At 54.8% G+C, this 13,550-nt stretch carries 12 protein-coding genes and 1 pseudogene; 5 read left to right on the forward strand and 8 right to left on the reverse strand.

Annotation, left to right across the window (positions count from 1 at the left end; all coding sequences use genetic code 11):
- The first annotated feature begins 119 nt into the window (after positions 1–119).
- On the forward strand, positions 120–791 hold the full coding sequence (locus tag P273_RS0106300; protein WP_253269588.1) for a sugar O-acetyltransferase: 672 nt from the start codon (positions 120–122) through the stop codon (positions 789–791).
- On the opposite strand, the gene P273_RS0106305 is transcribed toward P273_RS0106300, so the two are convergent.
- Positions 751–1,560 (reverse strand): ABC transporter ATP-binding protein, encoded by an 810-nt coding sequence (locus P273_RS0106305; RefSeq protein WP_024627617.1) that lies wholly within the window; start codon positions 1,558–1,560, stop codon positions 751–753. The two genes, P273_RS0106300 and P273_RS0106305, sit on opposite strands and share 41 nt — an antisense overlap.
- Positions 1,561–1,932: 372 nt before the next feature.
- Here P273_RS0106305 and P273_RS0106315 point away from each other — a divergent pair, with 372 nt between their 5' ends.
- The 4 genes from P273_RS0106315 (at position 1,933) to P273_RS0106330 (ending at position 6,460) form a co-directional block, all read left to right on the forward strand.
- Positions 1,933–2,958 carry a helix-turn-helix transcriptional regulator gene (locus tag P273_RS0106315; RefSeq protein ID WP_024627618.1) on the forward strand — a complete coding sequence of 342 codons (1,026 nt, stop codon included), beginning with the start codon at positions 1,933–1,935 and terminating at the stop codon, positions 2,956–2,958.
- Positions 2,959–3,082: 124 nt separating this feature from the next.
- Entirely contained in the window at positions 3,083–3,277 is a 195-nt protein-coding gene (rpmB, locus tag P273_RS0106320) for a 50S ribosomal protein L28 (protein WP_015021347.1), read from the forward strand.
- A 101-nt stretch (positions 3,278–3,378) separates the two neighbouring features.
- Positions 3,379–5,826 (forward strand): ATP-dependent DNA helicase RecG, encoded by a 2,448-nt coding sequence (locus P273_RS0106325; RefSeq protein ID WP_024627619.1) that lies wholly within the window; start codon positions 3,379–3,381, stop codon positions 5,824–5,826.
- A 16-nt stretch (positions 5,827–5,842) separates the two neighbouring features.
- A complete protein-coding gene (locus tag P273_RS0106330; protein ID WP_024627620.1) occupies positions 5,843–6,460 on the forward strand; it encodes an RsmD family RNA methyltransferase in 618 nt (205 codons plus the stop codon).
- Here the strand turns inward: P273_RS0106330 and P273_RS09295 are convergent.
- The 7 genes and pseudogenes from P273_RS09295 to trmD form a co-directional block, all read right to left on the reverse strand.
- On the reverse strand, positions 6,442–7,095 hold the full coding sequence (locus P273_RS09295; protein ID WP_301280165.1) for a DeoR/GlpR family DNA-binding transcription regulator: 654 nt from the start codon (positions 7,093–7,095) through the stop codon (positions 6,442–6,444). The two genes, P273_RS0106330 and P273_RS09295, sit on opposite strands and share 19 nt — an antisense overlap.
- Positions 7,096–7,218, reverse strand: a pseudogene (locus P273_RS10215) (DeoR family transcriptional regulator); the annotation flags it as partial. It abuts the gene before it with no gap.
- A 251-nt stretch (positions 7,219–7,469) separates the two neighbouring features.
- Positions 7,470–8,450 carry an N-acetylglucosamine kinase gene (locus P273_RS0106340; RefSeq protein ID WP_024627621.1) on the reverse strand — a complete coding sequence of 327 codons (981 nt, stop codon included), beginning with the start codon at positions 8,448–8,450 and terminating at the stop codon, positions 7,470–7,472.
- Between the two features lie 18 nt (positions 8,451–8,468).
- Positions 8,469–9,044 carry an AAA family ATPase gene (locus tag P273_RS0106345; RefSeq protein ID WP_024627622.1) on the reverse strand — a complete coding sequence of 192 codons (576 nt, stop codon included), beginning with the start codon at positions 9,042–9,044 and terminating at the stop codon, positions 8,469–8,471.
- Between the two features lie 7 nt (positions 9,045–9,051).
- Positions 9,052–10,404: an MFS transporter gene (locus P273_RS0106350; protein WP_024627623.1), complete on the reverse strand. Its 1,353-nt coding sequence runs from the start codon at positions 10,402–10,404 to the stop codon at positions 9,052–9,054.
- Positions 10,405–10,525: 121 nt separating this feature from the next.
- A complete protein-coding gene (locus P273_RS0106355) occupies positions 10,526–11,188 on the reverse strand; it encodes a bifunctional 4-hydroxy-2-oxoglutarate aldolase/2-dehydro-3-deoxy-phosphogluconate aldolase (protein ID WP_024627624.1) in 663 nt (220 codons plus the stop codon).
- 1,138 nt (positions 11,189–12,326) lie between these two features.
- Complete coding sequence (gene trmD, locus P273_RS0106365; protein ID WP_024627625.1) at positions 12,327–13,274, reverse strand: tRNA (guanosine(37)-N1)-methyltransferase TrmD; 948 nt, start codon at positions 13,272–13,274, stop codon at positions 12,327–12,329.
- Positions 13,275–13,550: the final 276 nt, after the last annotated feature.

The raw sequence follows: 13,550 nt of genomic DNA on the forward strand, positions 1-13,550 counted from the left end.
GACGAATGTACGTGTGGCTGTCGGCTGTCTGACCCAGACGATTACATGGGTGGGGAATATGCAAGCAGTGCAAACTTGTAGCAGTGACATTGAAGTGACGCGGGAACGATGGGATGGCCATGGATAAGGACTCAAAACTGACGGGTGCGACAGGCGGAGCTGGTAAAGCGGCTTGGCGCTCGCAGAGGGAACGGATGCTTGCCGGCGAGCTCTATGACGCCTCGGATCCCGAACTGGGTCAGTTGCGAGTCAGGGCCCACGAACTTTGCCGCCTTTTTAACGCGTCTTCTGAGCAGGAGCGGGACCTGCGCAGCCGGCTCTTGGACGAGCTGGTGCCCGAGCATGGTCAGGACGTCGACTGTATGGGGCCTATCTACTTCGACTATGGGTGCTTTACCAAGCTTGGCTCGCGCATCTTCGCCAATTTCAACTTCACCGTTCTGGATACCTGCCCTGTGCAGATTGGCGACGATGTGATGATCGGCCCCAACGTCACCCTGGCCACCCCTCTGCATCCCTTGCGGTGGCAGGAGCGGAATCTGAGGCGCCATACGGGTGGCTCCCTCTATGACTACGAGTTGGGTGCTCCAATAACCATCGGATCCAACTGCTGGCTGGCATCAAACGTAACCGTGGCCGGAGGAGTGACCATCGGCGATGGTGCGGTTATCGGGGCTGGATCCGTAGTCACCCATGACATCGCACCTGACTCCCTGGCCGTGGGTGTGCCCTGCCGGGTAATTCGTACCATCACCGAGGCTGATCGGATGGAACTGCCAGAGGAGGGCTGAAGGCCTCCTGGTTTGGCGCAGCATCCATGCTGGCCAGCTGCTGGGCTATGGTCTGTGGGTCGCCGCCCGGGCAAGCAGCCTGAATGCGCCCGTCCTGGAGGAAGATGACCCGGTGGGCGCGGGCGGCGACGTTGGGGTCGTGGGTCACCATGAGGATGGTCTGGCCGCTGCGGACGGCCAGGTCAAAGAGGTCCATGACCTCCCGCGAGCTATGGGTGTCCAGGGCGCCGGTGGGCTCGTCGGCCATGATGATCTCCGGGCTGGCGGCCAGGGATCTGGCGATGGCTACGCGCTGCTGCTGGCCTCCGCTCATGTCAGCTGGATAGGTATTGGCGTACCCCTCCAATCCGACGTTCGACAGGGCAGACAGGGCTGCTTGGGCGGAGATTTTCCTGCCGCCGAAAAGGCTGGACAGCATGGTGTTCTGCAAGCAGGTGAAGGCGTTGACCAGGTTGTAGTCCTGGAAAACGAAGCCGATATGGTCGCGCCGGAGTCTGGTCAATTCCTTCTCTTTCATCCGGGTCAGGTCCTCCCCGGCGATGGCCACCCTGCCCTGTCTGACCTGGAGCAGTCCCGCGGCGCAATAGAGGAGGGTCGATTTGCCGGCGCCCGAAGGACCCATGATGGCCGTCCAGGTTCCCGCCTGACATTCCAGGCTGATCTCGTCCAGCACCCGGGCGCCCTGCTTCTGCCGCGTTCCGTAGTCGTAGCAGATCTTGTCCAGAATGAGCGGTTGCGCGTATGGATCCTTGATCGCCCGATGCTGCATCGTTGCCTTCCTTTCAGTCATCATCTGCCTGGTTCCTACCTCTATAAGACCATGGACAGAGCTCCTGTCAGGGTGTTTTCAGGGTCGAATCGGGGACGATTCAGGGTTGTGGTCTGCAGGATTCGCATTCCCTCCTGAAGGGTATGTATCGTGAACATAGAGGGGACGTATTGCTTGCGGGAGGGGGGATGATAGGGATTCAGCGACCACCTGCTTCCTTTGAATTGCAAGGATGCAACCGTTGGTTGACAGAAAATATTGGTGTCTTTGTCGGGTGCAACCCAAAGCTGGTGGCGGTCGGAGCCCTGCACGTTTCATCATGGTCTCGTTGCTGGTTGAATCGGCAATCTGCCGATCTGGAGAAAGAACATTATGAGTTTCAGAACCAATGTGCAATATCTGCGTTCGCAGCGCAACATGACTCAGGAGCAGCTGGCCATGCTGGTGGGGGTATCCCGTCAGGCGGTGTCCAAGTGGGAGTCGGACAAGGCATACCCTGAGATGGACAAGCTCCTGGCCATCTGTGACCTCTTCGGCTGCACTCTCGATGACCTGGTTCTAGGCGATGTTCGGCATCCGGGTTCCGGGCAGCGTGCGTCCAAGCCTGACCATCAGGATGCCGCGCAGACGACTTCGACAACGCACACGACTATACCTGTTCAGTCTGCTGCGGAAGACGTGACCGGCTACGCCTCCTTCAGCAATGCCTACAGCCTGCGGATGGCTTTCGGCATCGCCCTTATCATGCTGGGACTGGCTTTCAGTGGTCTCTTCGCCGCAGTCAGTCAGCCGACCGACGCACAGAATGGTCTGGCCTTTCTTGCTCTGATGATCGGCATCGTCCTGGGCCTGGCCTGTTTGATACCGGCGGTTTCCGCCAGAAGGGATTTTCGCCGCCGACATCCCTATGTAGCGGATTTCTATACCGATGAGGAGCGCTCGCGGGTTTATCGGCAGACTACCTGGGAGCTGGTCTGCGGTCTGGCTGTCGTGCTCTTGGATGTGGGGATCAACTCTGCTGGATTCCTGATCTGGGGCTGGTCCGATCAGGTCAGAGGGTTCGTTTTCTTCCTTCTCCTGGCTCTGGGGGTCTTTCTGCTGGTCCATGCGGGAACAAGCCATAGGATGATGAACCTCCGGGCCTACAACAGGCAGATTGATTCCGTCGAGGACGGTCGCTGGGATACCTACCGGTATGAGCACCGGATAAGCAATGCCATCAGCGGAACCATCATGGGTCTTTGTACGCTGGTGGCCCTGACCATGCTCTTCTCGGGCAATTATGACAACCTCTTCGGGTGGCGCATCCCATTCTGGGCCATTTGGATCATCGGCGGGGTGTTCTGCGGAGTGCTCCAATCACTGATTGGCATCTTCCGCAAGCCTCCTCGTGCTTGAGGCCGCTGATTTGCCTTACTTGACGGAATGTAGTAGTCTAACAAAGTTGTGTGTTCATCCGTAGCCTTGCGTTGCGGGCAAGGACACCTGGGACGACTTGGAAAACAACGTAAAGGAAGTCATCATGGCAGCTCGTTGCGCGGTGTGCGGCAAGGGCCCGCAGACCGGTTACAGTGTTTCTCATTCGCATATCCGGAACAAGCGCATCTTCCGCCCCAACCTGCAGTCGGTGCACACCACCGTTGATGGTCAGAATGTGCGTCTGCGCGTCTGCGTCAAGTGCCTCAAGGCCGGCAAGGTGCAGCGCATCGCCGCCTGAGTGCGGTTCGTCGGTCGTATATGGACCCCCGGGGGCATAAGCTCCGGGGGTTCTTGTCATCCTGAGGGATGATGGTCGGCGCTTGCGGGAGGTGATCGGGTATGTCGGCAGTGGCTCGTGTAGGTCTGCACAGTACCGTGGCCTCGCTGGTGGCCAACAGGCGTCGGGTGAGCGCCCTCAAGGCTCTGGGTGTGGTCACGGTGGGGGACGCGCTGACCTACTATCCTTTCCGCATTACCGATCCCATGCAGGTCACCACTATTGCCGGCATTCGGCTGGGTGAGCCCTGTGCATTCGCCGCCCGGGTTGATCAGGTGCGTCTGGTGCCACTGAGCGGGCACCGGGGTTTTCGGCTGGACGTGATGGTGGACGATGCAGCCTTCGTCAGTAGCCAAGGCGGTACTCCACTGGCGGTCAGACTGGTTTTCTTCTCTCACAAGAAGCCCTATATGGACTGGATGGTCCGTCGGTTGCAGGTAGGGGCGGATCTGGTCGTGGCCGGTGAGCCCGGCATCTACATGGACCAGCTCCAGTTCACCCATCCGGAGACCCTGGTTGTTGCCGATGCGGATCGAGAGGTTTTGGCGGACGCAACTCGACCCGATGTAGCCAGCCTTGATGAGGCCTTGGAGCGTGTCCGTCGCCCCCGGCCGGTCTATCATGCCAGCTCCCGCATCTCCTCGGACCATATTCACGATGTCATTCTGGGTTTTCTGCGTCTGCTGGCGCAGGCCGATGGGGTCGAAGAGGAGCAGCCCAGTGCCGAGGTCCGCATTGATCCGGAAGCGCTGGGCCGAGCCATACCTGATGTGCTGCCCGAGCAGGTCCGTGTCGACCAAAGGCTGATGCATCGTGCCCGTGCCCTCTTAGGCATGCATGCGCCCGAAAGCCCTGAAGACTTCGCTGCGGCGCGCAAGACCCTGCGCTACGAGGAGGCCTTCGTCTCGCAGACGGCACTCCTGCAGACCCGTCGCCAGACCCAGCAGCAGCCCACTTATCCGTGTGTGGATTCGGGTGCCGACCATCCAGACACCCTGCCTGCCCGTTTCATCGACTCCCTGCCGTTCCAGCTAACCGATGGCCAGCGTCAGGTCATCAATGATATCGGTGTCGACATGGCCAAGGATCAGCCCATGCAGCGGCTTCTGCAGGGCGAGGTCGGCTCTGGCAAGACTGTAGTGGCCCTTGCAGCCATGCTCCAGGCGGTCCAGGCCGGTCATCAGGCCGTCCTGGTGGCTCCGACCCAGGTGTTGGCCGAGCAGCACTATGCCTCCATCGGCGGCATGCTCAAAGCCATGGGCACCGATGTTACCGCCACTGCCGTAGAAGGCCGCCATAAGCCCGTGGACAACGTCACCATGATCCGCATGACGGATCAGCTGGTTCTGCCTCTGGTGTTGCTGACCGGCGGCATGAGATTGGCCCAGCGCCGCTCTGCCCTGGCTGTCTCGGCCTCGGGCCGTCCCTGCATCGTCATCGCCACTCACGCGGCCTTCTCCAAGACCTTCCAGGCTCCCAATCTGGCCCTGACCGTCATCGACGAGCAGCATCGTTTCGGGGTTGAGCAACGTGAGGAGCTGCGTCGCAAATCCGATCGCGTTCCCCACCTGTTGATCATGACTGCCACGCCCATCCCGCGTACAGCCGCCATGACCTGGTTCGGTGATCTGGACATCTCCGCCCTGACCGAGCTGCCCAGCAACCGCAAACCAGTCCGTACCCACGTCATCGCCGAGTCTGACGGAGCGACCATGGGTGCTATGTTCCTGCATCTACGTCGACGGATCGAGGCTGGGGAGCGGGCCTATGTCATCTGTGCCCGCATTGACGATGAGGATGACCCTTCGGTCTCCTCAGACCGCTCCGGCCAATCCAGTGCGTCTGACTCCCAACCTGAACTGCTGGTTGAGGAAGGCCAAGGTGATGGCCAGCGTCCGCCTCTGCACTCGGTGGCTGAAATGAGTCAGCGACTGGCTGCCCTGCCGCAATTCCAAGGCATTGCCATGGCCACGCTGACTGGTCGGGATGATGACGCCACCAAGAATGCTGTTATGGCGGACTTCGCCTCGGGTCGCGCGCCCCTGCTGGTAGCCACCACTGTGGTGGAGGTGGGGGTGGATGTGTCTCAAGCCTCCTGCATTGTCATCTTTGATGCCGATCGGTTCGGGCTCTCCCAGCTTCATCAGCTGCGTGGCAGGGTGGGACGCGGCGGCACTGACTCTTGGGCTTTCCTGATTTCGCGCGCCCCTGAGGATTCTCCAGCTGCCGAGCGGCTTGAGGTCATTCGTGACACTACGGACGGGGCCAAAATCGCCGAGGAGGATATCCGCATCAGAGGAGCCGGCGATGTGTTGGGTGATGCCCAGTCCGGCGGTCATTCTTCTCTGAAGCTTCTGCGGGTGGTCACCGACGCGCCCATGATCGCCCGTGCCCGAACCCAGGCAGACCAACTCCTGGAATCCGACCCCGCTCTGGCCGGGCAGCCCGAACTGGCTGGCGCCGTTCTGGACTTCATGAGGGGCAACGAAGGCTTCCTGGTCTCAAGCTGAAAGGACAACAGACCATATGCACATCATCGCCGGCCGCTTCAAGGGATTCCCTATTCCTGCAGCTCTCAAGGGCACCCGGCCCACCACCGATCGCACCAAGGAGGCCATTTTCTCCCATCTGGAGGCGCTCGGTGCCTTGGATGGAGCCAAGGTGCTAGACCTATATGCAGGCACTGGAGCCCTAGGGTTTGAAGCCTTGTCACGTGGAGCTTCCTCCTTGGAGTCTGTTGAGTCATCCGGACGTGCCGCTGGGCTTTTGTCCAGATCGGCAGCCAAGCTGGCCCATCATCCCGCTTGGAATTCAGACATGGATATACATGTGAGCAGAACCAAAGTGGAGCGCTTTGTCAGGCCCTTTGAGACCAACATGAATACTGATTTCTCCGCTGGCCAGTCGTGCCCAATGAAAGAACCTTACGACCTTATATTTATGGATCCACCTTACGATCTACCTACAGAAGACTGTCAGGAGATCATGAATGGTCTAGTTGAAGGGCAATTCGTTGGCTCCAATTCAGTGATGGTCCTGGAACGTTCCGGGCGTTCGAATCCCCCTGAGCCGCCTGTTGCCTGGGTTATATCCCAATCCAGGTCCTACGGTGAAACTACGGTTTACTACATCGAATCAGCCTGAGGAGCTGTTCCCTTTATTTCCCCATCGTTTGGGGCTGCGAGATGGAGTGGGATGCCTGTTTGCTTGATTTTCTCAGCGACTGCATTCTCTAACCCTTGGTCGGTGACTATATGGTCGATTTGATCGAGACTGCATACTTTGGCCAAAGAAATTGAGTTGTATTTGGTTGAATCGGCCATCAATATTGTTTGAAAGGCGTTGTTGAGTACAGCCTGCTTGAGCTGCGAACGTTCGATGTCAGGCGAAGTCACCCCATATTCAAGAGACCATCCCGGTGTTGACATGAAATAAATGTCGAAATTGATGTTCTGCACTGCGGAGATGGCTATGGGGCCGACTGAGCTCATGGTCTGATTATCGATTTCGCCACCCGTATGGATTAGATGGAAGTCACTGGAAATGAGGTCGTTGACGATAATGAGATCGTTGGACACTACTGTCAGGTTCTTTTTACGCTTTATATAAGGGATCAATTCATAAGTGGTTGTACCAGGATCCAGATAGATGATCGAATTATCATTGATAAAGCGTGCGGCGACTTCTGCGATGCCTTTTTTCAGGTGTATGTTGATGTTTGATCTATTAGATCGCTTCAAAGGAGCTGGAACTGGTTTTCCGTTTTCGGACAAGGTCACCCCGCCGCGTATAGGAGCAACCTTGCCTTCTTCGATCAACGTCGCAATGTCTCTGCGGACAGTCATATGTGAAACATTGAGTAATTCTGTGAGTTTTTTAATGCTGAGGATGTTTTCATGCGAGAGATAATCGAGTTATTTTTTTGTGACGCTCTGCCGGAATCAGCGCTTCACTTTTCTTCTTTCGCATATTTCCAATAATACGGGTCAGCTTCTATTTATTGTCAACAAATATACTATTTTGTAAAAAATAGTGATTCGTTGTGATTATCAGGATTGAATTCGATTGCCCTTTCGAGGTGTTCGACTGCTTCTAATTATGAATATGAGTGATAGAAGTGCCGGAGAGTCTTTCTATCCCCGGCACTTTCTGCTTACTTGATCGCGTGCGCTATCAGGCTGTGCAGGGGATTGTCTGGCTCAATATAGCCAAGTTGCCTGGCTCCGGACAGTGGGTCTCCAATCGGATCGATGATGGCGGCATGAGGCACCATGGAATGAATATACATGGTGAAGTGATCTGAGATGAATCGTGAATTAAAGACACTGCCGCGACCGCTGACTGCAATGTCAGCATATTTATCCACATCTGCTTTTCTCAAAGCTGTATATGCTGATATTGCCAGCTCCTTTGAAGCTTTTGAGCAGATTTCAAAAGCAACGGCATCTTCACCGGCCAGCCTGGTCACGTCTTCGGCCATGCTTCCCAGATGCTTGGTACTTTGGTCATCCGAGTACAGCTTCAAATATATTTTGTCAAGCCGTCCAAAGTGCTCTTCAGCTACTTTAGTTAGCCTGGTCTGCGGTCCGCGACCGTCATAAGCACGCATGGCCGCTTCCAAAGCGAGTTTACCCATCCAGCTAGCGGCGCCGGCATTTCCAATCATCCACCCCCAGCCGTCCACACGTTTGGTCAGGTGGGGGCCGACCCCACGAGTGACCACGCCGGTTCCGGCGCTGACGACGGCTCCATAACGCTCATGTCCCAGAGCTGCTAGATAACCCGTCACTGAATCATGTGCCAGGAAAACTTCGGATATGCCCAAATCCGATACACCATCCAGGAAGTCCTCTGCGCGGCAGTCTTTGGAAAGGCCGGAGGATCCTACGCAGATTGAGCCAATTGTGGTGTCTCTGCCGATGTTCATAGGTTCATTCTGATACCTCGAAAACATGCGGAAAGCATCGTGGGTCCGTTCAATCAGCTGAGGAATCAGCGGGTGACTGTTTTTTACGCCTGGCTTTTCGGGTAGGTCTATTCGCTCCTCGCCACCATCGGGCTTGGGAATATCGATACAGGCTCTTACCCCGGTTTGACCAGCATCCAAACACAGCACTGCTGCCTTTTTATTCATATTGCTCTCCTTTGAGTTTTAAAGGGAATCTGGGAATATGCAGGAAATGAGGGTTTCAGGCCTGGCCTCTGCATCGTTGATGTAGCGAATGAGTTGTGATCCTGTCCATTCCGGTGGCGGGAGCGCGCTACCTTCCCAATATCGATCCCAATTTTCGAGTTTCCAGGAATCCCTGTCAAGATTTCTGGCTCTCATCCTTTTTTGGAGTTCGGATTTAGTGGTTTCTACGTAGATGACGTAGGACTCCACCTGTCCGGGCCATTTATATTTCTTTATGACTTTGTCGAGAAACTCTCTGTCTTTCAAATATGGTGTGAACGGTGCGTCAAATATGACATCTTGGCCAATTTGAAGGTTGGATGAGCCCACTGCCAACAGAGACGAGTATTCGAGTGGCCTGACCACATTGGTATAGTAATGGCTCTCGTCTCGGGCGTATTCGGGCTCGCCGGCCAGGATCATTATGCGTCGGGTGAATTCGCTCACCATAGTGTCCTTGTCCAGGTAAACAGCTCTGGCTTTACGAGCCATAGCAAGAGCCAGAGTTGTCTTACCTGAACAAGCTCTCCCGAGAATGAAAACGGCCTTGGTCATCGTCGCTTCACTTTCCTGCAACAGATGCTGTGCGACGGTCTTTGACCATAACCCCGTAGAAGAAGGCTCCGAGAATCAATGCGATGGCTCCTACAACGAAGACAAGGTTAAAGCTGCCGCCAGTTTTAGTCAGTATGTAGCTAGTTACGATTGGTGCAACAGCAGCTCCTAGGAAGCCGCCGAAATTCTGTATAGATCCCAAAGAGGCAACCTGGTTGCTGTCCGCCACGTCAGCCGCGAGAGTCCAGATGCACCCGATGGGAACCTGGGCTCCGAAGTATCCGATGCAGAGAAGAACCATTGATAGCCCGAAGGAATCAACGTATGCGATTGGTGCCACGGCGCAAGCTGAAAGCACGGCTCCGCCAACAATGGGAATTTTCCTTGCGACAATGGGTTTCATCCCTCTTGTGATGAATCGTTTGCTTATCCAGCCGCCAAAGAGAACGCCAAGAATGCCAAAGATATAAGGAACAGCGGCAGCCCATCCGGTACCCTTTAGAGAGAGACCACGGGCCTTTTCCAGATAGCCAGGAAGCCAAGTTATATAGACCCATACTGTGTAGAAAATCATGAAGCAGCCAATGGTCATATACCAGGTATTGGGCAGTTTCCACAGGGATAGCCACTCCCTGACGGCATGCTTGCTCTTTGCGGGTGTCTCTGCCTCATCCTCTTCCTCTGAACCTGACATGATGATTTTCTCTTCTGCTTCGGAGGGGTCCCGATAGAAAAACCACCAAAGTATGGCAACCACCAGTCCTGCCACGCCTACGATGATGAACATGGTTCTCCAGCTGAAAGTGACTAGAAGGGCGGTCAGCAAGGGCGGGCCGATTGCGTTGCCGATCTGAGAGCCAGTATTGATCACACTAACTGGCATGGATCTGTCCTTGGCATTGAACCAATACTGAGCCGCTTTCAGCCCCGCGGCGAAGAAGGGAGCCTCGGCAATACCTAGGAAGACCCTAGCGATATAGAAGGAAACGAAATTAGAGACGAATCCAGTCAAAATAGCAACGATTGACCATCCAGCAAGGCACCCAAGAAATACCTTTTTGGGGCCGAATCTATCAATAAGGAAACCTCCAGGTAGGTTGGCCAAGGCGTATGGCCATGAAAATGCCGATAGGAGCAGGCCCATCTGGATGGTTGTGAAACCTAGCTGGCCCTGAATGGTTGTGTTGCCGATGGATAGAGTGGAACGATCAAGGTAGTTGATGACTCCGCCCAGGGTAATGATGGCCACCATCCACCATCCGTAGGTTTCGAGTTTTCTGCGTTTTGCTTGAACATCTATCTGCGCACCGGATATTTTGTCTGTTGCTAGTGCGGCAGGCTGGTGATTTTGGTTTTGCATGCTTTCTTTCACTTCCTTATGAAATTAGCAATGTGGAATTCCCCCGCGGATCCATCTATTCCTTCATTGGTGTTGGAACATTACAGTCATCAGTGATCGCAAGTTCCATACGCATCGATGGCTATTGTTGGCTGTTCTGCTCTTCCTCTTTTGCTCTCCACTCTTTGACTGCGGTAATGATTCGCTTTGTTGCGCGTGAAGCTTCGTCCAAGGATGCCGCGTTGGTGATGTACCCCCCTATGCCGGCGCAGACAGCTCCTGCATCAAGCCATTGCCCGATATTGTCCGCGTTAACCTTGCCTGTTGGCGAGATTGGTATCTGGGGAAGTGGGGCATGGATGGATTTGACATAAGCGGGTCCCAAGGATTCTGCAGGGAAAAGTTTGACTATGTCCCCGCCCATAGCCAGCACCTTCATCATTTCCGTCGGAGTAAAGGCTCCTCCTATCGACACACATTGGAACCGTTCAGCCACTTCCATGACTTCAGGAACCGAATACGGGCTCACCAGGAGTTTTGCTCCGTGATCAACAGCCGCAGCGGCACCATGGTGGTCAATAACTGTCCCTGCTCCAATCAGCACATCCTCGGACGGGTACTTATTCGCTAACTTTTCGATTACTCCTAAGGCATCGGGTGTCCCGTAGGCGATTTCAACTGCTCGTAAGCCACTGTCGATAGCGGTGCTTGCAATCGCATAAGCTGACTCCGCAGATGATTTCCGCACAATGAGAAAAGCTCCGACGGCTTCGATGTCAGAAATTCTATGTTGCTTTATATCCATTACAGCTCCTTTACTGTGATTACTTGTTAAAGATATCACAATCTTTCACAACACGATACTCTGTTCCTTTAATCTCGTGCGCGAAGGGAAAGCGCCTTTGAGGAGAGGGGTCAGTCATTTCCGTAGCCGTAGCTAATAACGGAGGTTCTGAAATCGAAACAGAATATAAGACGAAGCCTTTTGATGTATCGCTGGTTGATGTATCGCTGGTAAGGCGATGGTCCTAATTTCGGTTGAATAGTCAGGTTTCCAGACCTGGCGACATTACCGTAATAGAGTCTCGGCTGATGTTGATTGGACACCAGGGGGGGGAGGAGATCGGTATTTGAAAATGAACACTTCTAGGGGTGCTTACGCATGGGGTGCAGATAGGGATAGTAGAGTTAAGTAATTATCGTTGTCATAAAGCCGACTTGCGGACCTTATACAGGGGGGGTATGGTCTGCGAGCAAATGCACCAAGTCCAGGTTGTACCGCTATATCCACCAAAGAGGCAGCAACTCGCTAGAATGCGATCAAAATATACGATAATGTCGAAATGATAGTCGGCGACTTGGTTAACGTGTGCATGTATGTGCAGATAACAGGTCTGCACGCCATGATGTTGCAAGGGAAAGAAAAGGAAGCTGTCTGACAGAGCAACAATATCTGGAAGGACTTCTTCGACAGCGGATGCTATAAGGCTCTCTCTAAGGCCTTGACTGCATTGGCTTTACGCTGTTCCTGAGGGCGGGCATTGCTTTTTACGGCTCACAACAAGTATCGAGGGAACCCAAAAAAGAACAATTTTTAACATTATTATAGCGTCTTTGACAGAGACTGTCCTGCCTGACTGTCAACAGTTCAAGGGCTGGTAACTGCAATCGGATACACAGCTGTCTTAGTCTGGCAGATCACTAATTCAAGTTGCGAGGTTACCATCAGCCTTACTAGATAATGATTCTGAGTTGGAAACAGACTGGTATCAGAGGCAGGATGGAAAAAGGGCTAAGACAGCCTAGCAAATATGTTAATTTGTATGTTTTATGCTTCCTGGAACCTACGGGTAAGTTGCCTCACGGATTTTTTACCGAGATCATGAATCTTTTTTTAAGGCAATTGTCTGTGTGTGAGTTTGCTGTATCAGCTGAACGTCTTCCTATTCATTCGTATCCTGTCGGACCGGATGGGCTGCTGAAGCTCGCCAACCCAGATCCTCCAAGAGACGGCGGTCATGCTTATCGAGGGTTGAGCAGTCCAATCGGGCAATCAGGTCGGGACGGATCCGACTGGTTCGCCTGATGGCCTCATCGCGTCGGAATCTGTCCACCTTTCCGTGGTCGCCGCTGGTGAGTATCTCGGGCACGGCCATGCCACGCCAGGTGGTGGGACGTGTGTACTGGCGATATTCCAGCAGCGGCTCATCCCCGGTGTAGGACTCTTGCACAATGGATTCAGGATTGCCCATGAAGCCGGGCAAAAGTCGGGTGATCGCCTCCAGCATGACCGAGACGGCCACCTCGCCCCCGTTGAGCACGTAGTCGCCGATGGAGTACTCCCGGACATCGACCCCTTTGCTTCGGTAGTAATCGGGGATACGTGCGTCGTAGCCCTCGTAGCGGCCGCAGCCGAATACCAACCTCTTCGCCTGTGACAGCTTAGTCGCATCGGCCTGGGTGAACAGGGGGGCAGATGGGTTGGGGAAGATCAGGACTGGTTCGGTCACGCCAGTCTCGTGGCTGTCCGCAGATGAATCTGCCTCGGATGCTATGCCGTTGCTTGTGTCGTCGGAACTTTTCATTGCTTCTTTGTGTTCTATAACATCAGCGGTGTCGGCTGTCTGGTCCGTAGACGGTTGTTCCTGAGTCGATCCGTCTGGCATGTGCAGCAGGTCGTCCAGGCACTGGCCCCAGACTTCGGGTTTCATCACCATGCCTGCTCCGCCGCCCACCGGCGTATCGTCCACGGAGTGATGCACGTCATGGGTCCAATCGCGCAGATTGTGGGAGCGTATGGTCACCAGGCCTTTCTCCTGGGCCTTGCCTAGCAGGCTGAGCCCAGTTACGTCAAAATACTCGGGGAAGACGGAGACGATATCGATTTGCATGTCACTAACTTTACCGAAACTGGTTTAGGTTCGGAGTGGACACGGATTGGTGCGTCTGCGGGTGCTACACTGGCTGGGTCTTCAAAAGTTGTGGAGGCGAACCGGCTCGCCGTAGCATGTGGCTGTCAGCCCGGCGCCACCCTCGAAGATGTCATCAACGCAGCCAGAGAGCTATAACCGTTGCGCAAACAGCAATGAGAGCGGCATCGGACGATGCCATGCCGTACGGATCCGTGGTGATGGCTATGCGAACAGTCTGATGTATGAGGAGCGGAC

Origin of the sequence: Bifidobacterium sp. A11, from assembly GCF_000499185.1 — a bacterium.
Lineage (GTDB): Bacteria > Actinomycetota > Actinomycetes > Actinomycetales > Bifidobacteriaceae > Bombiscardovia > Bombiscardovia mizhiensis.